Origin of the sequence: Nocardiopsis listeri NBRC 13360 (assembly GCF_001570765.1) — a bacterium.
In the GTDB taxonomy this organism is placed as follows: Bacteria; Actinomycetota; Actinomycetes; order Streptosporangiales; family Streptosporangiaceae; genus Nocardiopsis; species Nocardiopsis listeri.
Genome location: NZ_BCSH01000002.1, coordinates 64,120 through 84,017, shown reverse-complemented (window position 1 = coordinate 84,017; position 19,898 = coordinate 64,120). Strand labels below are relative to the sequence as shown.

Genomic DNA, 19,898 nt, shown 5'->3' with positions numbered 1-19,898 from the left:
GGCGCGGATCACACCCCCACCAGTTTCCTCCGGCTGCCGTCCCAGGTGAAGTGCAGGGTCGCGATCCCGGGCACGTTGGGGTCGCGCAGGCATTCGTAGATGTTGAGGCTGGGCACGCTCGCGAAGCAGCCCCAGACCCGTTCGGAGGTCAGCACGAAGTCGAGGTCGAGTTCGACCAGGAGACCCAGGAGCCTGCCGTGAGTGGGTTCGTCGACCTTGGCGAAGGCGTCGTCCAACAGGATCAGGCGAGGCGCCCAGGGCGCCCGGGCCGCGAGGGCGTCGAAATGGGCTGCGGCCGCCGCGAACAGCACCAGATAGGCGACCACGCGCTGTTCGCCCTGGCTGAGGGCGGTGCGATGGCCCAGACGGCGTTCGTCGCCCGCGGAGTCGGTGACGTACACGGTGAACGTGAACCAGGATCGGTAGTCCAGGGCCGCGCGGAGTTGGGCGCCGCCGGTGGCGGTCGGGTCGAGTCGGCGGATCGCCTCGATGCAGCGGCGCAGCGCGTCGCGTAGCCGGGTGGTCTGGACACGGGTGCGTTCCTCCGGCGGTGTGGCCAGCAGGGGGACGACCGCCTCGACGTCGGCTCCCGCGTCGGGGGCCAGGTTCCAGTCCAGTCGCACGCCGAGACCGGCGGAGGTGGTGACGTCCTTGAGGACGTCGTTCATGGTGGTGATGAGGGCGCGGGCCTCGTCGATCTGATGGGACAGGTGCCCGGCGAGCTCGCCGAGCAGGTGGCGTTCGAAGGCCTCCTCCTCCGCGATGGCGACGGCCTCCTCGGCCTTGGTCACGGACGCCGCGACGTGTTCGGCGTAGGCGGTGACGTCGTGTGCCCCGTCCTCGTCGTGGACGGTGAGGCGTTTGACGCCCCGGGGTTCGGTGAGTTCGGTGCGGGTCTGCGCCCGGCCGACGGAGGTGAGGAGACGCTGTAGGTCCTCACGGCTGCCGAGGATGGCGCTGTCGTCGACCTCGGTGACGTCGGTCTGCGCGGCCAGGCCGGCCTCCAGCCGTTCGACGAAGTCGGCGAGGAGGTCCAGGCGGGTGTCGGGGCCGACGGGTTCGGTGTCGGCTCCGGTCTCCAGGGCGGCCAGGTAGCGGGTCAGTGGGCCGTCGTCGGCGGCGCAGTCCTCCAGCCCTGCGGCGCGCAGCAGGACGGCGTCGGGAAGGGTGTCCTCGGTCCCCTTGACCGCCTTGGCCGCGGGGTCGCCGAGGGTGGTGACCGCGCCGACCAGGTTCTCCCCCGTGTTGAGGGCACGGCGGACCTGTTCGGCCCGTTCGATGGTGGCCGCTTCCAGGCGTGCCTCGGCGGCCACCCGGTCGTCGCGTGCCTGTTGGGCTCGGCGTTCGAGTTCGGGAAGGCGTTCGGCGGCCTCTTCGGCGCGGGCGCGGACCTGGTCGCGGGCCGCCTCGATCTGTTCGCCGGGCACTCCCCGCGCGCGATCGCCCAGTTCGAACTGGCGACGCACGGTGATCATGTCGTCGATGGCACCGGCTCGGGCGTCCTCGGCGACCAGACGCGCCGATCGGGTGCGGCTCCAGGCCGCGACGTGGCGTTCGTGGTCGGCCAACTGCCAGGCGAGGACTTCGAGGTCGCGCAGGGCCGAGGCGATGAGGACGCGGAGGTGGTCCATGGCCCTCAGGGCGCTGTCGAGTTCGGCACGCGTGGTGGGCAGTCCCTCGGTCCCGGCGGCGTCCTTGAGGCGACGGCGAAGGTCCAGGAGCTCGGTACGGGCGGCGTCGGCGGTGGCTCGGGCGGTGTCGTGCGAGCGACGGGCCGCGGCGACGTCGGTGCGTGCCACGTCGAGGGTGGCCCAGGCCCGGACCAGAGGTGAGGCGTCCGGCAGGTCCCGCGAGACCTCCAGGAGTTCGGAGTAGGAGTGCTCCACCGCCCACCGTCGTTCGCCGGCCTCGGCGAGGAGGGCCTCGGCGATGGCCATGCGGCGGTCGGTGTTGGCGGTCTGACGGTCGCGGGCGCGTTTGCGGGCTGCCTCGCCGATGTACTCCGGTTCGGTCTTGGTGTGTGCTCCGGAGGCCACGCCCAGGCGCCAACCTCCGGAGAGCGACATGGAGCTGACGGTGGCCACGGAGCTGTCCCGGCGGTGCTTGGCCTCGGTGTCCTCCGTGGAGGCGGCGGTCGACTCCGAACCCAGGGCGATGGAGGCCAACAGGGCGCGCAGGTTGTCGTTGTCGACGCCGCGGTCGGGGACGGCGACCGGTACGAGCACGTCGAAGAGGGTGCGGCCCTTGGCGGGGCGGGCCGGGGTGATCATGAGGTCTCGGGTGGCGGGGTCGTACAGGGTGCCGTCGGAGCGGATCCAACCGGCAAGCAGACCGCTGGCCTCCAGTGCGGCTTCGAGCCCGGCCTGTTCACGCGTGGTGAGCCCGTTGGCGAAGTCGACGGCGAGGTGGAAGGGGACGCCGTCGGAGTCGGGGCGCGCGTAGGTGGCCCACGCTGGGCGTTCGGGTGCGGCGTCGGCGTTCTTGGCCTTGCGTTCGGCGAGCTCGGCGAGCTCGTCGGCGAGTTGGCCCTCCTCGTTGACGGCCACGTCACGTCGGGCGCGCAGCTCCTCCAGGAGCGGGTCGACGGCGAGGTGGGCCCGGCGGGCGACCTTGGCGGGCACATCGGGGTCCAGCACGCGCAGCGCGTCGGAGATGGGCAGCTCCACGCTGCCCTCCAGCTCGTGGATGGCGTCGCCCAGGGCGTGGGCGTGGCTGGAGTCGCGCAGGCGCGCCGCCCAGGTGCGAACGCCCTCGGCGTAGGCGGCGCTCTGTTCGCGCAGCCCGGCGATGGCGTCCTGTTCGCGGGTGTGGGTGTGTTCGAGGATGGCCTGGGCGCTCTCCGACTCGCTGGTCAGGGCGACCAGGCGACGGTCCGCGGCGGTCTCCGCGCTGGTCAGGCCGGTGAGACGGGCGGCCTGGTCGGTGCGGTCGGCCGCGGCGTCGGCCGCGGTGGTGAGCCGGTCGTGCAGTCGGCCCAGGTTCTCGCGCAGGTCGTCGAGGTCGATGCCGTCGACGGGAGCGCGTTCCACGGCCTGTTCGAGGCCTTGGATGTCCACCCGGGTGGTGCTCTCACGGGGCGCGTGCACGGTGGTGCGGGTGTCGGGGACCCGGCCCAGCGCACGGGGGTCCAGGCCGGCGGCCGTGGCAGCGCGGCCGGCTTCGGCGTGGGTCTGTCGCAGGACGTCGAGGGCGCGTTCGACGGCGGAGACGTCCTCGCCCAACCGCTCGATCGCGTGGTCCTCGGTGGTGGTGGCGTGTTCGGAGGCGGCCCAGGCCGCCTCCGCGGCGCGGATGTAGGCGCCCACGGCCGCGTCGTAGGCGCGACGTTCGTTGGCGGTGGCGGTGGCCGCGTCCTGTTGGGCGGAGGCGAGGGTTCCGTCGTCGGCCTCGGCCGTGTCGCGGGTGCGGCGGGCCTGGTCGCGCTCCTCGGAGATCTGGCTCTCGTCCGAGATGAGCTCGTCGAGTTCGGCGCGCAGTCGGTCGGTCTCGTCCACGCGTCGGTCACGGGCGTCGAGCTGTTCGCGGACCTCGGCGGCCCGGGCGCGCAGGGTGTGGACCAGGTAACCGTGATAGTCGGTGAGGAACTCGGCGATGCCGCCGTCGGCCTCGGTGAGGGCGTTCTTCTCCGCGCGGGCCTGTTCGAGGTCGGAGATGTTGCGGGCCACCTCGTCCAGGATCGACTCGTCCATGGGCGGTAGTGCCTCGGAGAGCACCCCGACGAGTTCGCCCGCTTCCAGGCGGTCGCCGATGGTGGGGCGGCGCAGTCGGTAGAGCAGGTGGATGAGGTTGCGGTAGCGGACGGAGTCGTCGATGCCGAACAGCGTCCGCATCACCCGTGCCCGGTAGGGGACCGCGCTGGTGAAACAGTTGTCCGCACCGATCTCCGAACGCAGCCGGTCCACGGGCTTGGGTCGGCCGTCCACGACCAGGTCCAGGTCGTGTCCGACCCGGCGTTCGGTGACGAAGAAGACGCAGCGCGGGTCGGAGTCGCCCACGGCGAGGACGGCGGCGCCCAGGGTGAGGTAGTGGGGTTCCTCGCCCTCGGGTTCGGGTTCCGCGACGGGTTCGGCCTGCGCCGCGAGCAGGGCGGAGGCGGAGTTGGGTCCGGTGGTGTGGGCGGCGGCGTCCAGGCCGCGGTCCCCGCGCGCGGTGGTGAACTCCACCCACAGGTAGCCCAGGCGGGTGACGGGGCCGGGGGTCGCGTCGCCATCGTCGGAGGCGGTGTCGGTGTCGGTGTCGGTGGGCGCGGTTTCGGTGTGGGCCGGGGTCGCTTCGTCGGACGCGCCCTCGACGGGATCCTCGGGGCCACCGAGCAGGTCCGGACCGGTCTCCTCCTCGACCGGGGCACGGCCCGCGCGGGGGTCGTCGGCCATCAGCCAGCGCAGGCTCGTCCGGTTGGTTCCGGTGGTGTCCAGACGCCGCACGTCCCCGTCCAACAGAAACGGCAGCAGCATCTCCAGGGCCTTGGACTTGCCGGCGCCGTTGCGGCCGCGCAGCAGCAGTCGCCCCTCTGCGAAGTCCAGGACGTGGTCGTCGTACTGCCAGACGTTCCGGATGCCCGCGCGTTCGAGGCGGTAACGGGGGGTGGGGGCGGGGTCAGCCGGAAGCTTCCCGTGGGCCTGGCTCGTCTCCTGTGTCACCACTGGTCGCGCTCACCTTCTCGTTCGCCACCGCTTGCAGCACGGACGCCACCCGGTCGAGGTCGCTACGGGGGTCGTCCCGGGGCTCGGGCTCCTGTCGACCGGAACCTCGCGGTTGTTCTGGGTGTGTCCGGTCTTCGGGATGTGTCCGGCTGTCTTCGCCATTGTCCTGGATCCGGGGGACGCGATGGTCCACTTCCGCGCCGTACCTCGCGGCGGCGGCCGTCAGTCTTCGGGCACCGGGTTCGCCCCGGAGCAGCCCGAGCCCGGTGAGAAGCTCCAGGACGAGGGCGAAGAGGCGTTCGGGATCGGGGATCTCCGGCCCCGCGGTACGCGCCCACTCCGCGCGCACCGGTGCGTCGGCGCCACCGAGCGCGTCCAGCGCGACCTGGAGTTCTCGCTCGGGGATGGGGACGGACGTGGTCGGGCGGCCAGGGTTCAGCAGACCGGAGAGGTGGCGGACCAGGGCCAGCGCGGTGTGTCCGACCGGGTCGTCGGAGGGGAAGCGCGGGCGTGCCATCGCCTCGTCGGGCATGACCAGGGCCACACCCTCGGCACGGATCTCGGTGTCGCAGCCCAACAGGTTGCCCAGGGCGGACGCGGCGCGCCACTGGTGGGCCGCGAGCAGGTCGCGCTGCCGGTCGGAGAGCTCTTCTCGGTGCACGACGGCGGTCTCGGCGAGCAGACGGCGCAGGGCGACCTCTCCCGCCTGGTCGCTCTCGGGTTCGGGGTCGACAGCCTCGGCGAGGAAGGTGTCGGCGTCCGTGCCGGCCCGGGGCAGGTGCACGGTGACCGTGCGCAGGGCCTCGGTGTCGGGGAGGAGTTCGACGTCCACCGCGGCGTCGGCCTGGTGGGCTCCGATGGCGCCTGAGGTCTCCGTGAGCGCGCCGAGGTCGACCAGGTGGAGCAGGGCCGCGCAGTAGGCACGGCGCTCGCCCAGGCCACGGGCGGGGTCGGCGTCGATGCCCGCCTCATGGGCGGTCGCGCGCACGGTGGCGGCGAGGGAGCGCACGCTGACGGGTCCGTCGTACTCGACCAGGACCGCGAGGGTCAGGGCGAGGTAGGTCAGGGCCCGGGGGGTGAGCCGGGAACCGTCCGCGCGGGTGATCGGTACGGTGACCTGGTCGACGAGTCCGCGTTTACCCAGGCGGGCGTGGTCGTCGGCGACGGTGAGCCGGTAGCCGAGCACGCGTTGGAAGCGCTGGACCAGCCACTCGTTGTGCGAGCGGACCAGGGAGAACTCGGCCGGGTGGGCGGCACGGGTGAGCAACGGGTGGGCCATGAGGGCGCGCGCGGCGGCCTGGCGTTCCCCGATGAGGGCGGCGTCTTCGCTGTAGGCGTTCGTCTCCATCACCCCCACCTCCGCGTCCAGGGTGTTTGCGTGGTGATCCCGATGGGACCGGTGTTCTGGGAGTCCGGGTCCGGTTCGGAGAGGCTATCGGTGCCGCTCGGCTCCTCGACAGGGGCCTGCGCGGTGTCCTCCTCCGATACCTCGGAGGCCGAGGGCACGGCGTGCGGTGTTCCGGTGGGCGGGGTTCCCGCGGGGGGTGGTTCGGTCGGGACCGGTTCCACCGGTTCGGGGGTGTCCGAAACGGGTTCCGGAGGGATGGGCGCGGCCGGGGTCCGGTCGACCGGGCGTTCCGGCGGGTCGGGTGTGACCGTGCGGTCGGCGGGGACGTCGATGAAGTGCTGCCCATAGGGGGTCACGCACAGACGCAGCCCCTCCAGGCTCAGGTCGCCGCCCTCTCCCCGGACGGTGACCTCGGCGCCGGGCGCCACGATGACGTGCAGGCGCAGGCCGAACTCCAGGTCACCGGCGGAGGTGGGGCGCCGGGAGGCGTCGCCCGAACCGAGCGCGGCGGTGAGGAGCTCCATGAGGACCTCCATGCCGGCGCCGGACAGGTCCAGCCGGGCGTCGTCGCCGGTGGGTTCGGCCAGCAGGGAACGGATCTGGTCGGCGCCCGCGCGGCGCCAGTGCGCCGAGGACTCGGCGGCGTCCCGAAGGCGGGCCTGTTGGGCGCGGTGGTCCCGGACCGGTTCGGGAGGGCGGGCACCGGGGTGCTCGGTGATGGTGCTGCGATCCGGTTCCCCCTGCCACCAGCTGGTGGTCGCCGCGACACTGTCGTCGACGCGTCCTTCCAGGTGGCGGGCGGGGTGGAGGGCGAAGGCCGCGGTCGCCAAGGCTTCGGCGCGGTCCGGTTCCGCCTCCTCGAACCAGCCGGCCAGACGCAGCAAGGCGGCGCGTCCGTGCCGTGGCACCGGCCGATCGCCGTTGCCCCGTCCGTCGTCCGCGCGGTCGTTCGTCCACTGGTTGAGTCCCACAACTCAGCAGACTAGAGACCTCTCGGGCCCGCCACGCCCGGTTCGGTTCCCTCCGTCCTCGATGAGATTCCCCGCCACCCGCTCTGAACAGGCATTTTGTCCCGACTGTGGCGTTTGTAAGGATTCTGCGAAGAGCCGGGGAACCCTTCGGCGTCACCCCGCCCCTGGACGCCTACTGCGGGACGCCGAGCCGGCCCTCGTCCGCCTGGTCGAACGCCTCCCGGGTCTCCTCGGGCATGTCGTCGTCGTAATCGGTGATCGTGTACGTGGAGAAGTACATGGTGCCGTCGACGTCGACGGGATCGCCGAGTTCCACGTCCACGTCGTAGGGGTCGTCCTGACATCCCTGGTCCATGCACCAGGTGCCCAGGACCTCGCCCTCTCCTCGGGCTCGCCCCTCGTCCCACTCGTCCCACTCCATGTCGGTGAAGGTGGTGAACTCGGTGGCCACGTACTCCGTGGGCCGCTGCTCGTCGAACCCGGCCTCGTCGCCGTGGAAGTTGAGGACCTGGACGTCCCCCTGGGTCGCCGCGCCACCGTCTTCGTCACGCTCGTCGTCGTCACGGTCGTCGTGGTCGTCGCGGTCGTCGCGGTCACGCTCGTCGTCACCGCTACCGTCCTCGGCCGGAACGTCGTCCCGGTCCGGCTCGTCCTGGTCGCCACAGGCGGAGAGCGCCAGGGCCAGGACCGCGCCGATCAGTAGTGCACGCTTCATGTCGCCTCCTGGGTGTCGAGACCCCATCATCCCGGTGTGAACGCGAAAGGCCCCCCGGCACACACCGGGGGGCCTTCGAACAGCTCTGTTCCGTCATCGGGACCGGATCGGCCCCGCCGGACTCGGGCTACTACTAGTGGTAGCCGTTGCCCTTGTCACCATCGTGACCGTCGTGACCGTCGTGGCCGTGGTGGCCGTCATCGTCACGGTCGTGGTCGATGTTGGTGCTCGTGGGGCCGTTGACGCAGTCACCGGCGGTCTGCGGCGACAGGATCGGCACGTTGGCGCCGACCAGGCCCACGGCCAGCTCGGTGTTGCACAGCTGAACCGGAACCAGCTGGAGGTTCTGGTTGAACTGCTGGTCGCCGCCGTGCGAGGCGAAGGCCGGCGTGGTCGCGAGCATCGCACCCATGGCGATACCGGCGATGGCGGTGGCGGCGGTGAACTTGCGCAGCATCTACGGTCCCCTAGTCGATGTTGGTGCTGATGGGGCCGTTGACGCAGTCGCCCGTGGTCTGCGGCGACAGGATCGGCGCGTTGACACCGGCGAGGAGTCCGACGGCCAGCTCGGTGTTGCACAGCTGGACCGGGACGGCCTGGAGATTCTGGTTGTACTGCTGGTCGCCACCGTGCGAGGCGGAAGCCGGAGCGGCGGCGAGCATGGCGCCGAAGGCGATACCGGCGATGGCGGTGACTGCGGTGAACTTGCGCATTCTGGGGACTCTCCTAGTCGATGTTGGTGCTGATGGGACCGTTGACGCAGTCGCCCGTGGTCTGCGGCGACAGGATCGGCACGTTCACACCGACCAGGCCCACGGCGGCGCTGGTGTTGCACAGCTGCACCGGGACGGCCTGGAGGTTCTGGTTGTACTGCTGGTCGCCACCGTGCGAGGCGGAAGCCGGAGTGGCGGACAAAATGGCGGAGAAAGCGGCACCAGCGACGAGGCCGGCAACGCCGAGCTTACGCAGCATTGAATTACCTTTCGAAAAAGTTTGGGACAGCGTCTCGGTCGGACCGATTGCCGGAACTAGCTGATGTTGGTGCCGACGGGGCCGTTCACGCAGTCGCCCGTGGTCTGCGGCGACAGGATCGGCACGGTGACGGCGACCAGACCGACGCTGCCGGTCAGGTTGCAGGACTGAACCGGAACCAGCTGGAGGTTCTGGTTGAACTGCTGGTCACCACCATGCGAGGCGTGCGCGGGAGCTCCCATGAGGAGCGCGCCCATCGCGGCACCGGCGACCAGGCCAGCAGCGGTCAGCTTCTTGATCATGTTTCCCCCGAGAAATCATGCGAGGCATTGACAGAAAAAGACGCAGGCGCTTCTTGCACCTGTGTCGCGGCGGACTGTGGCAATCATTATCCGACCCCGCTTTTTTGTCAACGCCGAAACCCGGAAGCCATTTTGTCCATATTGCCGGAACAATTCTTTTCGCCAGGCAACTCGAATACGACAATGCGCTGATTTATCAACCCATCCGGGTCGCCCCACCACCCCGCGAAGATCACCCAGAGTGATCTCCCTGTGGCTCTGCCGTAACATCTTCGCGACCACCCGAATCCCCGAGCACCACGTCACCCGCGGCGAACAAGCCCGAAACCACGACGCACCGTCACTTCGTGCCGCCGGCCCTGATCCGTCGGCTCCCGATCGGTGGTCGCGTGGTCGAGTCGGCGAGCACGTCGCGATGTGGTCGGGAGTCGATGCGGTCGTGTCGCCCACCGGTGGCCGCCGTCCCACGAGGCGGGCCTGGAAGGCCCAGGGAACGCGAAAGGCCCCGGTGGGCAGCGTTTCCGCTGTTCACCGGGGCCTTCCCCAGGGTGGCAGGTGAAGGATTCGAACCTTCGAAGGCTAAGCCGACGGATTTACAGTCCGCTCCCATTGGCCACTCGGGCAACCTGCCTGGGCTGCGGCGACGTGTGTGTCGCTGCGCATGAATGACAATAGCGGATGATCGGCCTCAACCTGAAATCGAAACCTGGAGCGCGTCCCCACCAGGGGCTTCGGGTGTGCGAAGCGGGGCGCGGCTAAGCTCTGAAGCCGGCCCGAACCGGGCCGAACAGACGTGCACGGGCATCGCCCGTGACCCACGAGATCTAGCGGGATGTGAGAGTACGTGGCCGCCGAATCCAGTTTCGACGTGGTGTCCAAGCTCGACCGTCAGGAGGTCGACAACGCCCTGAACCAGACGGGCAAGGAGCTGGCCCAGCGGTTCGACTTCAAGGGCACCGGGACCACCATCGCCTGGCAGGGTGAGAACGGCATCGAGATCAAGAGCAGCGCCGAGGAACGCGCCACGGCCGCCCTGGAGGTCTTCAAGGAGAAGCTGATCAAGCGCAAGATCTCCCTGAAGGTCCTGGACGCCGCCGAGGAGCCCAAGCCCTCGGGTAAGGAGTACCGCCTCTCGGTGAACCTCAAGGAGGGGATCACCACCGAGGACGCCAAGAAGATCTCCAAACTCATCCGCGACGAGGGCCCCAAGGGTGTCAAGGCGCAGATCCAGGGCGAAGAACTTCGGGTCAGCGCCAAGAAGAAGGACGACCTCCAGAACGTCATGACGCTCATCAAGGAGAAGGACTTCGACCTGGCCCTCCAGTTCGTCAACTACCGCTGACGCACCGACGTTCGACGGCCGCCCGCCATCGGTGGACGGCCGTCGTCGTGTTCAGCCCAGGTCCCACTCGCGGCGCAGCTCGCGCAGGCGTCGGATCCGCTCGGCGATCGGTGGGTGCGCCGAGAACAACCGGCCCACCGGCCCGGGAAACGGGTTGGTCGTCATCAGATGCGCCGTGGCCAACAGCACCCGCTCGCGTGGCAGCGGGTGGGCCCGGTTGCCGGACTCCAGCTTGCGCAGCGCGTCGGCGAGCCCCAGCGGGTCCCCGGTGAGTTCGGCGGCCTGCTCGTCGGCACGGAACTCGCGGGCCCGCCCCACGCCGCAGTAGACGACCACGCCCGCGAGCGGTGCCAGCACGGCCAGCATCAGCCCTCCCAGGAGGTTGGGCATGTCCGTCTCCTCGGACTCCCCCAACGGCAGCAGGAAGGTCACGAGGGTGAGCGCTGTGATGAGGGTGGTCAGGGTCGCCGCGACCGAGCTGAGCAGCGTGTCGTGCGAGCGGATGTGCGCCAGCTCGTGGGCGATCACCCCGCGCAGCTCACGTTCGTCGAGGGCGCGCAGCAACCCGGTCGTGCAGCACAGGGACGCCCGGCGCGGGCTGCCCCCGGTTGCGAAGGCGTTGGGTGTGCGCACCGGCGCCAGGTACAGCTTCGGCATCGGCTGTTTGGCGGCCGTGGCCAGTTCCCGAACGATCCGGTACAGCTCCGGGCGCTCGATCTCGCTGACCGGTCGGGCCCGCATCGCCCGCAACGCCAGGGACTCCCCGAACAGATAGACGAGGATCCCCGCGCACAGCACCAGGGCGATCGCGATCTGGACGCCCTTCTGGGCACCGCAGAACCAGCCGACCACGACGATGAGCGCCGATGCTCCGGCGAACAGGCCGACCGCGCGGACCGCGTTGACGTGCACGCGCCCTCCCTTCCGGTGTTCGCCGGTGTCCGGCTTTTGATGCGTACATGGTGACAAACGTGCGGGTCGAGGTCTCGCGTTCCCCATGTGACCGGTCGGTGTCGCGGCCCGCGCCATCAGCGCGCGAACACGGGCCGAACCGGCTTGTGTGACAATCGCCACCCGCACGGCCTCCGTCCGGCGTCGACGACCTATAGTGCGAACGTGGTCCTCGTCACTACGCGCACCGACGGGGACGGAAGAACTCCGTCCTTACGGTGGAGTGGTGGGCCGTGTCGTCGAAGGTCGGCAGCCACGCGCGATCCGGCCGCGGTACCCGCACCGCACACGCCGCACCGGGTTGGCGCACCCGGCGCGTGTGAGGGCCACGACCGAAGTCCCCGCCCCCGACCCTGGCATCCGGCCCGCGACGGTGCGGTCCGGCCGGGGGTGGAACACCCGAGCGCCGCCGCCTCCACGACCGGCGGCTCACCGAGGAGGTCGTCGATCTCAGTGGCCAAACAGATCGAACAGCTCGACCGCGTCATCATCCGCTTCGCCGGCGACTCCGGCGACGGCATGCAGTTGACCGGTGATCGATTCACCCAGGAGACCGCGTCGTTCGGCAACGACCTGTCGACCCTGCCGAACTTCCCGGCGGAGATCCGCGCTCCGGCCGGCACCCTTCCCGGTGTCTCCAGCTTCCAGTTGCACTTCGCCGACCACGACATCGTGACCCCGGGGGACGCCCCGGACGTACTGGTGGCGATGAACCCGGCGGCCCTCAAGGCCAACCTCGGCGACGTGCCCAAGGGCGCCACGATCATCGTCAACACCGACGAGTTCACCAAGCGCAGCCTGGCCAAGGTCGGTTACGTCTCCGATCCGCTCACCGACGGGACCCTCGACGGGTTCAAGGTGAGCGCGGTGGGGCTGACCTCGATGACGGTGGCGGCCCTGGCCGATTCCGACATCTCCAAGAAGGACGCCCAGCGCGCGAAGAACATGTTCGCCCTGGGTTTGTTGTCCTGGATGTACAACCGCCCGACGGAGGGGACGACCTCGTTCCTGAAGTCGAAGTTCGCGAGCAAGCCGGACATCCTCGACGCCAACCTCAAGGCCTTTCGGGCGGGGTGGAACTTCGGGGAGACCACGGAGGACTTCGCGGTCTCCTACGAGATCAAACCGGCCCGGCTGCCCTCGGGCACCTACCGCAACATCACCGGGAACCTGGCCACGGCCTACGGGCTCATCGCCGGGTCCAAGCGTTCCGGTCTCCCCCTGTTCCTGGGCTCCTACCCGATCACGCCGGCCTCGGACATCCTGCACGAGTTGTCCAAGCACAAGCGGTTCGGGGTGCGGACCTTCCAGGCCGAGGACGAGATCGCGGGGGTGGGCGCGGCCCTGGGCGCCTCCTTCGGCGGTTCGCTCGGCGTGACCACCACCTCCGGGCCCGGCATGGTGCTCAAGCAGGAGACCGTGGGGCTGGCCGTGATGACGGAACTCCCCCTGCTCATCGTGGACGTGCAGCGGGCCGGCCCGAGCACCGGCATGCCCACCAAGACCGAGCAGACCGACCTGTTGATGGCCATGTACGGGCGTAACGGCGAGTCCCCCGTCCCGGTGGTGGCGCCCTCCTCCCCCGCGGACTGCTTCGACGCGACGATCGAGGCCACCCGGTTGGCGGTGAAGTACCGCACGCCGGTGGTGGTGCTCTCCGACGGCTACCTCGCCAACGGCTCCGAGCCGTGGCGACTGCCGGACGTGGCGGACCTTCCGGTCATCGAACCGGACCTGGCCACCGAACCGAACGGTCCGGACGGCGCCTACCTTCCCTACCTGCGCGACGAGGACACCCTGGCGCGCCCGTGGGCGGTTCCGGGCACGGCCGGCTTGGAACACCGCATCGGCGGCATCGAGAAGCACGCCCAGAGCGGCGACATCTCCTACACCCCCGGTAACCACGACCTCATGGTCCGCACTCGGCAGGCCAAGATCGACGCCATCGCGAGGGACATCCCCGAACTGGAGGTGTCCGACCCCACCGGGGACGCGGAGGTGCTCGTGCTGGGTTGGGGCGGCACCTACGGGTCCATCACCGCCGGGGTGCGCCGGGTGCGGCGGGCGGGCGGCCGTGTGGCCCAGGCCCACCTGCGCCACCTCAACCCGTTCCCCGCGAACCTGGGCCGGGTGCTCGCGCGCTACGAGCGCGTGGTGGTACCCGAGATCAACCTGGGCCAGCTGGCGCTGCTGCTGCGCGGCCGCTTCCTGGTCGACGTCATCGGTTACAACAAGGTCCGTGGTCTTCCCTTCAAGGCGGAGGAGCTCGCGGGTGTGCTTCAGGAGGTCATCGACCGTGACTGAGAATCCGAACGGAACCGGGCACGTTCACGACGAGGGCGGCCTCGCCGGACTACGACTGGTGCCCAAGACCGACGCCCCGTACAAGATGAAGGACTTCAAGTCCGACCAGGAGGTGCGCTGGTGCCCGGGCTGCGGTGACTACGCGATCCTGGCCGCGTTCCAGTCGTTCCTACCGCAGCTGGGGGTGCCCCGGGAGAACATCGTGATGGTGTCCGGGATCGGCTGCTCCTCGCGGTTCCCGTACTACCTGAGCACGTACGGCGTGCACTCGATCCACGGGCGCGCCCCGGCGATCGCGACGGGGTTGGCCACGAGCCGACCGGACCTGTCGGTGTGGGTGATCACCGGTGACGGCGATGGGCTGTCGATCGGCGGCAACCACCTCATCCACGCGCTGCGTCGCAACGTCAACATCAACATCCTCCTGTTCAACAACCGCATCTACGGGCTCACCAAGGGCCAGTACTCCCCCACCTCCGAGGCCGGGAAGATCACCAAGTCCTCGCCGGTGGGGTCCCTGGACCACCCGTTCAATCCGCTGTCGTTGGCGCTGGGCGCGGAGGCGGGGTTCGTGGCCCGGACCGTGGACTCGGACCGCAAGCACCTGACGTCGGTGCTGCGGGCCGCCGCCGACCACCCCGGCGCTTCGTTCGTGGAGATCTATCAGAACTGCCCCATCTTCAACGACGACGCCTTCGAGCCGTTGAAGGACGCGTCCTCGCGGGACCTGAGGCTGCTGCGGATGGAGCACGGCGAGCCGCTGCGGCTGGGGCCGGACCGCGGTGTGGTCGCGGGCGACTTCGGCGGCCTGGAGGTCGTCGACGTGGCCCGGGTGGGTGAGGAGAGGTTGATCCGCCACGACGCGCACCGGGAGGACCCGGGTTACGCGTTCGCGCTGTCCAGGCTGGACCGGCCGGCCTTCGAACACGTGCCGATCGGAGTCTTGCGGGACGTGCGCCGGCCCACCTACGACGATCTGTTGAACGAGCAGATCGAGGACGCGCGGTCCGAACGCGGCGACGGCGACTTGGCCGCGTTGCTGGCCGGCGGCGACACCTGGACCGTGGACTAGTGGAATAGGGGCCCGGCGGTCGACCGATCACGAGGCCGATCGTCGGGTCGGCCCGGTATTCCCCCGGACGGCGTCGAGAAGTTCACAGGCGCCGTCCGGTGCGGTCCTCGGCCCGCCGTGGGTGAAGGCAATACGCTGCCCCCATGCGAATCGTCATCGTCGGAGGACACGGAAAGATCGCGCTGCGACTGGCCAGGCAGTTGGCCGACCGCGGTGACACCCCCGTGGGCCTCATCCGCAACCCCGACCATTCCCAGGACCTCGTCGACGCCGGGGCCGAGCCGGTCGTGATCGACCTGGAACAGGCCACCGTGACCGAGCTGACCGAGAAGATCATGGGCGCCGACGCCGTGGTGTTCGCGGCCGGCGCCGGACCGGGCAGCAGCGCGGAGCGCAAGGAGACCGTCGACCACAAGGCGGCGGTGCTGACCGCCGACGCGGCCGCCCTCGCCGGGGTGCGCCGTCTCGTCCAGGTATCGGCGATCAACGTGGACAAGCCGGTTCCGGAGGACACCGGTGAGGTGTGGAAGGCGTACGTGGCGGCGAAGAAGGCCGCCGACGACGACCTCCGTCAGCGCGACCTCGACCTGGACTGGACGATCCTGCGTCCCGGAGGTCTGACCGACGACGTCGGAACCGGTCGGGTCGACCTGGGTGAGGAGGTCGAGCGCGACACGGTGACCCGTGACGACGTCGCCGCCGTGATCGTCGCGCTTTTGGGCGAACCAGGAACCGTCGGCCGGGTTCTCAACCTGGTGAACGGTGAGACGCCCGTCGACGAAGCCGTCCGCGCCGCCGCCGGCTGACCCTCGACCGCGTGTCGTGGGGCCGGGGATCCGTTCGGTCTCTGTGGCCAGACGCACCTATAGAAGGCATGATGGTTTCGGAGCCCGGCGGAATCCCGCCACGGTGGACGCGGACGACCGGGAACGCCCCGACGGGTGAATCAGCTCCGCAGAGCAGATGGGTACGGTTTTCATGAGCGTCACACAGGTCGTCAGGGATAGCACGGTCGTCGAACACGCCAAGGTCGCCGCGCAGCAGAAGCGTCGGATGTTCATCATCCAGTTGGACGTCAACGCCTACGACGAGGCTTCGAGCAAGCTGCGTCCGGGGCTGACCCGCATCCTCGAGGGGATCGAGGAGGCCGGCTGGCGTCTGGACCTGATCACACCGAGCGAGAACGGGGAGTCCCAGGCCGCCCGCCTGTTCATCTTCCGCCCCGACGCCGAGGCGCTGAAGGCGAGGGAGTCGGCGCAGGCCGAGGCCCAGCAGCCGCAACAACCCCAGCATCCGCAGGACGGGACGGGGCAGCAGGCCGCCTACCCGCAGCACCCTACGGGCGCGCAGCAGCCGGACCCGTACGCGGGTTACGGCCAGGGTTACGGTCAGCAGCCGCATCAGTACCCGGGCTACGACCAACAGCAGTACCCCGGATACGGGCAGCAGCAGCCGGGGTACGGGCACCAGCCCGGCTACGGCCAGCAGTACCCGGGTTACGGCCAGCAGGGCTGGTAGTCCCACCAGGTCTTCGGGCCCGTACGGCGGATACGCCGTACGGGCCTTTTCGTGCGTTCCCTACGCTTCGTCCCCGTCTCGGGTCCGACATGACCGGCGATGAGCGGACAGTTACGTATTCCGATGCATTCGCCAGAAGCCTGTTCTAGCCGTGCTTTCGGTTGTGTAACACGGCGGGGACTCCATGCGGTGACATGTCGGTCATACCACCCGGGAAGCCGAGGAAACTCTGGGGAAACTCTGGAATCTTCGCGGAAACTACTTCAGGCACGCGTGCGGCTACGCTAAGTTAATTACGGCGGCCGCAGCCAACCCGTTTTAGTACTTCCGAAAGGTGACTCACATGTCCCGTATCGCCAAGATTTCCGGCTTCGTCCTGGCCACCGGCCTCGCCTTCGGCGCGTTCACCGGCACCGCCGCGGCCGACAACAACGCCGACGTCCAGAACATCACCATCCCGATCTGCCTGGACGTCCTGAAGGCCTCCGGCGTCAGCGCCAGCGGCTGCAACGTCGTCGACTGGGACGCCACCTCGGGCATCTCGGTCGACGACTGATCACCCGGTAGTCATCCGGGTCGGCTCCATCCGGCCACCGTCACCACCTGCACACAGCGAACCACGAAGGAACACTCACCATGAAGCGCATCACCGCCGTCTCCGGTCTCATCCTCGCCACCGGCCTCGCCCTGGGCGCCATGTCCGGCACCGCCGCGGCCGACAACAACGCCGACATCCAGAACGTCACGGTGCCCGTCTGCGCCGACGTCATCAGCTTCGCGGGCTTCAGCTCCGAGGGCTGCAACGTCATCGACACCGACTTCAACTCCGGCATCACCGTCATGGACGACTAGCGGTCGACACTCCTCCGGAGACGGCGCGGGGCACGGCGAATCCATCGCCGTGCCCCGCGTTCCGTTCCGTCGCCGCCCCCGCTCACGCGGAACCGACTCAGCCCTTGCAGGGCCCCTCGGGGGTCCAGGTGTCCGGATCGGTCACCAGGCGCGCGTGCGACGCGGTGTCGTAGCGGGAGGTGCCGTACCGCAGCTTGGCCCGCTCGGTCCCCTCCGGCAGCAATCCCGCGCGACCCAGCGCCAGGCACGAGCCCGGGTTGTCGAGTCGGTGCCCCGCCTCCACCCGGAACAGGTCCAACCGGTCGAACGCCAAGCGCGAGGCCAATCTCGCCCCGGCCGTCGCGACCCCGCGTCCCTGTTCCGCCGGGTGCGTCCAGAAGGACAACCAGCCCAGCTCGTGTCTGCGGCTACTGACCGAGATCTGCACGTGCCCCAACGCCTTGTCCTGGTCGTCCACCACGGCGAACCCGTGGACGTCGCTCTTCCCGGCCAGTTCGGCCCGGTGCGCGATCCACTCCCGGGCCTGGTCCTGGGTGCGGGGAAGGTCACCGGGCTCCTGCCAGACCAGCTCCTCCCAGGAGAAGGCCTCCAGCAGTCGGTCGGCGTCCCCTCGGTTCCACTCACGCAGTCGGTACAACGACACTTCCTCTCCTCGACTCCACCGATCGCGCCAACCTAGAAGCCGTCCTCTTCCCGGGCAAGTGGTTTGCCGTCCCTCGGGGGTCACCGTTCGGTCTCTCCCCGCGACCCGAGAGGCGTTTCGGTGGATATAGGACGGGGACGTGTCACAGACCACGCACGGTGGTACGTCTTCCCTGCCATGACGACGACAGAGGTCTTCGAAGAGCACCGCTCCCTGCTGAACGGGGTCGCCTACCGGGTCCTGGGCAGCGCCAACGACGCCGAGGACGTGGTCCAAGAGGCCTGGTTGCGCTGGTCCGGGGTCGACCCCGCCGGGATCGACGACCCGCGCGCCTACCTGGTCACCGTGGTCTCTCGGGTGGCCATCGACCGGTTGCGCCGGGCCGGTTCCCGACGTGAGTCCTACGTGGGCGAGTGGCTTCCCGAACCGGTCAGCGACCTGCCCGACGGCGCCGAACGGGCCGAACTCGCCGACTCGGTGGAGTTCGCCCTGATGGTGGTGTTGGAGACGCTGAGTCCGTTGGAACGTGCCGTGTTCGTCCTGCACGAGGCCTTCCAACTGCCCTACGCCCAGATCGCGCAGGTCATCGGGCGCGGAGAGGCCGCCACCCGACAGTTGGCCAAACGCGCCCGCGACCACGTGCGGGATCGCCGACCCCGGTTCGAGGCCGACCGGGTCGAACGACGACGGATCACCGAACGCTTCCTCCGGGCCTGTCTGGAAGGGGACCTGGACGGGCTCAAGGGCCTGCTCGCCGACGACGCCACCCTGGTGAGCGACAGCGGTGGCAAGGCCAGGGCTCCCCTACGGGTGCTGCGCAGCGCGCACAAGGTGGGTCGCTTCCTCTCGGCCGTCACCGAGGAGCGCAACGTCACCCGATTCCTCGCCTCGGTCGGGGTCGAGGGCATGGACGGCCTGGACATCCGGGTCACCGAGGTCAACGGCGGTCCGGGGGTGCTGGTCTCGGCGACCGGGGCCGCGGTGCTCATGATCGCCCTGGACGTCTTCGCAGGGCGGGTCCAGCACGTGTATCTGTTGGTCAACCCCGACAAGCTGTCACGTTTGAGCCCGGTCGACCCGTCCTAGGGACATGGAACTCAACGTTGTGGGCGGTGGCCTCGCCGGACTGACCGCGGCCATCGCCGGCGCCGAGGGAGGCGCCACCGTCACCCTGTACGAATCCCACGCCACGCTGGGCGGGCGGGCCCGCTCCACCGAGCCCCCGTACGTGGCCAACGACGGACCGCACGTCCTGTACTCGGACGGGGCGCCCTACGTCTGGTTGGAGCGGCGCGGCCTGGTCCCGCGCTCGAAGGCCCTGCCGTTGAGGGCCGCGCTCGGGACCCGGTGGCGATACCGGGAGCGGATCGGCGGCCCCCCGACCGGGGTACTCCGTGCCGCGTCCCACAGGCGTCTGCGCGCCCCGAACGACGTGGACTTCGGTACCTGGGGCACCGAGCGCCTGGGCGCGGATTCGGCCCGGGCCGTCGCCAACATGATGGGGGTCGTGCTCTTCCACGCCGAGCCGGAGCGCCTGTCGGCCGCCTTCGTCTGGGACCGGTTCCAACGTGTCACCACCCCGGGATGGCCCGCGCCCCGGTACCTGATCGGGGGCTGGGGCGCCTGGGTGGAGCACCTGTCCGCGCGTGCCCGGGAGATGGGGGTGCGGATCGAGACGCGGAGCCGGGTGGACGCCCTGCCGCAGGGCCCGACCGTCGTGGCCACGTCCTTGAACGCGGCACGCACCCTGTTGGGGGACGACACGCTGCGTTGGGAGAGCGGACACACCCTGATGGTGGACCTGGGGCTGACACGGCGCCACGGCGATCCGTTCCTGGTGTTCGACTCCGACGAGTGCGGTTTCCTGGAGCGCTACACCGTCGTCGATCCCACGCTCGCACCCGAGGGTGAGGACCTGGTCCAGGCGCAGCTTCCGGTCCGCCCGGGTGAGGGTCGCGCGAAGACGAACGCCCGGTTGGAGGTCCTGCTCGACACCGCGCTGCCCGAGTGGCGGGAGAGGCTGACCTGGCGGCGCGACCAGGTGGCGCGGGGGCGCACCGGTGCGCTGGACCTGCCGGGCACCACCTGGCGGGACCGTCCCGCCATCGACCGGGGTGAGGGCGTGTACCTGGCCGGGGACCAGGTCGCCGCACCGGGCCTGCTGGGCGAGGTGGCGGTGACCAGCGCGGTACGGGCCGCGGAGCTGGCCACCGCTCGGCACTCGCGTGCCGCCACCGACTCCCGCTGAACCAGGTCCGGGGCCCG

19 protein-coding genes and 1 tRNA gene are annotated in these 19,898 nt (G+C 69.9%); 9 read left to right on the top strand and 11 right to left on the bottom strand.

Annotated features, from left to right (window positions below; translation table 11 throughout):
- Nucleotides 1-8 precede the first annotated feature (8 nt).
- The 9 genes from NLI01S_RS01150 to NLI01S_RS01110 all read right to left on the bottom strand — a co-directional run bounded on the left by NLI01S_RS01150 (nt 9) and on the right by NLI01S_RS01110 (nt 9,582).
- Nucleotides 9-4,643: a TIGR02680 family protein gene (locus NLI01S_RS01150; protein WP_067597702.1), complete on the bottom strand. Its 4,635-nt coding sequence runs from the start codon at nt 4,641-4,643 to the stop codon at nt 9-11.
- Nucleotides 4,597-5,991 carry a TIGR02678 family protein gene (locus NLI01S_RS01145; protein WP_067597859.1) on the bottom strand — a complete coding sequence of 465 codons (1,395 nt, stop codon included), beginning with the start codon at nt 5,989-5,991 and terminating at the stop codon, nt 4,597-4,599. Before NLI01S_RS01145 ends, NLI01S_RS01150 begins: the two co-directional genes overlap by 47 nt.
- Nucleotides 5,991-6,962 (bottom strand): DUF2397 family protein, encoded by a 972-nt coding sequence (locus NLI01S_RS01140; protein ID WP_067597699.1) that lies wholly within the window; start codon nt 6,960-6,962, stop codon nt 5,991-5,993. The genes NLI01S_RS01145 and NLI01S_RS01140 overlap by 1 nt, the downstream gene beginning before the upstream one ends.
- A gap of 172 nt (nt 6,963-7,134) precedes the next feature.
- Nucleotides 7,135-7,677: a hypothetical protein gene (locus NLI01S_RS01135; protein ID WP_190318327.1), complete on the bottom strand. Its 543-nt coding sequence runs from the start codon at nt 7,675-7,677 to the stop codon at nt 7,135-7,137.
- Nucleotides 7,678-7,810: 133 nt separating this feature from the next.
- Nucleotides 7,811-8,134, bottom strand: coding sequence for a hypothetical protein (locus tag NLI01S_RS01130; protein WP_067597696.1), 324 nt, complete (start codon nt 8,132-8,134; stop codon nt 7,811-7,813).
- A gap of 10 nt (nt 8,135-8,144) precedes the next feature.
- Entirely contained in the window at nt 8,145-8,390 is a 246-nt protein-coding gene (locus NLI01S_RS01125) for a hypothetical protein (RefSeq protein ID WP_067597693.1), read from the bottom strand.
- 13 nt (nt 8,391-8,403) lie between these two features.
- Nucleotides 8,404-8,649: a hypothetical protein gene (locus tag NLI01S_RS01120; RefSeq protein WP_067597690.1), complete on the bottom strand. Its 246-nt coding sequence runs from the start codon at nt 8,647-8,649 to the stop codon at nt 8,404-8,406.
- Nucleotides 8,650-8,705: 56 nt separating this feature from the next.
- Nucleotides 8,706-8,951 (bottom strand): hypothetical protein, encoded by a 246-nt coding sequence (locus NLI01S_RS01115; protein ID WP_017578673.1) that lies wholly within the window; start codon nt 8,949-8,951, stop codon nt 8,706-8,708.
- A 549-nt stretch (nt 8,952-9,500) separates the two neighbouring features.
- Nucleotides 9,501-9,582: transfer RNA gene (locus NLI01S_RS01110), tRNA-Tyr, on the bottom strand.
- Nucleotides 9,583-9,795: 213 nt separating this feature from the next.
- On the opposite strand from NLI01S_RS01110, the gene NLI01S_RS01105 reads away from it, so the two are divergent.
- Nucleotides 9,796-10,293 (top strand): YajQ family cyclic di-GMP-binding protein, encoded by a 498-nt coding sequence (locus NLI01S_RS01105; RefSeq protein ID WP_067597687.1) that lies wholly within the window; start codon nt 9,796-9,798, stop codon nt 10,291-10,293.
- A gap of 51 nt (nt 10,294-10,344) precedes the next feature.
- On the opposite strand, the gene NLI01S_RS01100 is transcribed toward NLI01S_RS01105, so the two are convergent.
- Nucleotides 10,345-11,205, bottom strand: coding sequence for a M48 family metalloprotease (locus NLI01S_RS01100; protein WP_067597684.1), 861 nt, complete (start codon nt 11,203-11,205; stop codon nt 10,345-10,347).
- Nucleotides 11,206-11,697: 492 nt separating this feature from the next.
- On the opposite strand from NLI01S_RS01100, the gene NLI01S_RS01095 reads away from it, so the two are divergent.
- From NLI01S_RS01095 to NLI01S_RS01070, 6 genes are all read left to right on the top strand, one after another.
- Nucleotides 11,698-13,548: a 2-oxoacid:acceptor oxidoreductase subunit alpha gene (locus tag NLI01S_RS01095; protein WP_067597681.1), complete on the top strand. Its 1,851-nt coding sequence runs from the start codon at nt 11,698-11,700 to the stop codon at nt 13,546-13,548.
- Nucleotides 13,541-14,620, top strand: coding sequence for a 2-oxoacid:ferredoxin oxidoreductase subunit beta (locus tag NLI01S_RS01090; RefSeq protein WP_067597678.1), 1,080 nt, complete (start codon nt 13,541-13,543; stop codon nt 14,618-14,620). The genes NLI01S_RS01095 and NLI01S_RS01090 overlap by 8 nt, the downstream gene beginning before the upstream one ends.
- Before the next feature lie 143 nt (nt 14,621-14,763).
- Nucleotides 14,764-15,426, top strand: a complete 663-nt coding sequence (locus NLI01S_RS01085) for an NAD(P)H-binding protein (protein ID WP_067597675.1) — start codon at nt 14,764-14,766, stop codon at nt 15,424-15,426.
- 172 nt (nt 15,427-15,598) lie between these two features.
- A complete protein-coding gene (locus NLI01S_RS01080) occupies nt 15,599-16,138 on the top strand; it encodes a hypothetical protein (RefSeq protein ID WP_067597853.1) in 540 nt (179 codons plus the stop codon).
- A gap of 343 nt (nt 16,139-16,481) precedes the next feature.
- Entirely contained in the window at nt 16,482-16,694 is a 213-nt protein-coding gene (locus NLI01S_RS01075; RefSeq protein ID WP_067597672.1) for a hypothetical protein, read from the top strand.
- Between the two features lie 80 nt (nt 16,695-16,774).
- Nucleotides 16,775-16,990 carry a hypothetical protein gene (locus NLI01S_RS01070; RefSeq protein WP_067597669.1) on the top strand — a complete coding sequence of 72 codons (216 nt, stop codon included), beginning with the start codon at nt 16,775-16,777 and terminating at the stop codon, nt 16,988-16,990.
- Between the two features lie 97 nt (nt 16,991-17,087).
- On the opposite strand, the gene NLI01S_RS01065 is transcribed toward NLI01S_RS01070, so the two are convergent.
- Nucleotides 17,088-17,627, bottom strand: a complete 540-nt coding sequence (locus tag NLI01S_RS01065; RefSeq protein WP_067597850.1) for a GNAT family N-acetyltransferase — start codon at nt 17,625-17,627, stop codon at nt 17,088-17,090.
- Between the two features lie 183 nt (nt 17,628-17,810).
- Between NLI01S_RS01065 and sigJ the strand changes: the two genes are divergently transcribed.
- On the top strand, nt 17,811-18,719 hold the full coding sequence (gene sigJ, locus NLI01S_RS01060) for an RNA polymerase sigma factor SigJ (RefSeq protein WP_067597666.1): 909 nt from the start codon (nt 17,811-17,813) through the stop codon (nt 18,717-18,719).
- A gap of 4 nt (nt 18,720-18,723) precedes the next feature.
- On the top strand, nt 18,724-19,881 hold the full coding sequence (locus NLI01S_RS01055) for an NAD(P)-binding protein (protein WP_067597663.1): 1,158 nt from the start codon (nt 18,724-18,726) through the stop codon (nt 19,879-19,881).
- The last annotated feature ends 17 nt before the right edge of the window (nt 19,882-19,898 follow it).

What these genes read in the sequence shown, in the direction of transcription:
- NLI01S_RS01145 (WP_067597859.1), bottom strand. Translation starts at nt 5,991, where the DNA reads ATGGAGACGAACGCCTACAGCGAAGACGCCGCCCTCATCGGGGAACGC.
- NLI01S_RS01135 (WP_190318327.1), bottom strand. Translation starts at nt 7,677, where the DNA reads ATGAAGCGTGCACTACTGATCGGCGCGGTCCTGGCCCTGGCGCTCTCC.
- NLI01S_RS01130 (WP_067597696.1), bottom strand. Translation starts at nt 8,134, where the DNA reads ATGCTGCGCAAGTTCACCGCCGCCACCGCCATCGCCGGTATCGCCATG.
- NLI01S_RS01125 (WP_067597693.1), bottom strand. Translation starts at nt 8,390, where the DNA reads ATGCGCAAGTTCACCGCAGTCACCGCCATCGCCGGTATCGCCTTCGGC.
- NLI01S_RS01120 (WP_067597690.1), bottom strand. Translation starts at nt 8,649, where the DNA reads ATGCTGCGTAAGCTCGGCGTTGCCGGCCTCGTCGCTGGTGCCGCTTTC.
- NLI01S_RS01115 (WP_017578673.1), bottom strand. Translation starts at nt 8,951, where the DNA reads ATGATCAAGAAGCTGACCGCTGCTGGCCTGGTCGCCGGTGCCGCGATG.
- NLI01S_RS01085 (WP_067597675.1), top strand. Translation starts at nt 14,764, where the DNA reads ATGCGAATCGTCATCGTCGGAGGACACGGAAAGATCGCGCTGCGACTG.
- NLI01S_RS01080 (WP_067597853.1), top strand. Translation starts at nt 15,599, where the DNA reads ATGAGCGTCACACAGGTCGTCAGGGATAGCACGGTCGTCGAACACGCC.
- NLI01S_RS01075 (WP_067597672.1), top strand. Translation starts at nt 16,482, where the DNA reads ATGTCCCGTATCGCCAAGATTTCCGGCTTCGTCCTGGCCACCGGCCTC.
- NLI01S_RS01070 (WP_067597669.1), top strand. Translation starts at nt 16,775, where the DNA reads ATGAAGCGCATCACCGCCGTCTCCGGTCTCATCCTCGCCACCGGCCTC.
- sigJ (WP_067597666.1), top strand. Translation starts at nt 17,811, where the DNA reads ATGACGACGACAGAGGTCTTCGAAGAGCACCGCTCCCTGCTGAACGGG.
- NLI01S_RS01055 (WP_067597663.1), top strand. Translation starts at nt 18,724, where the DNA reads ATGGAACTCAACGTTGTGGGCGGTGGCCTCGCCGGACTGACCGCGGCC.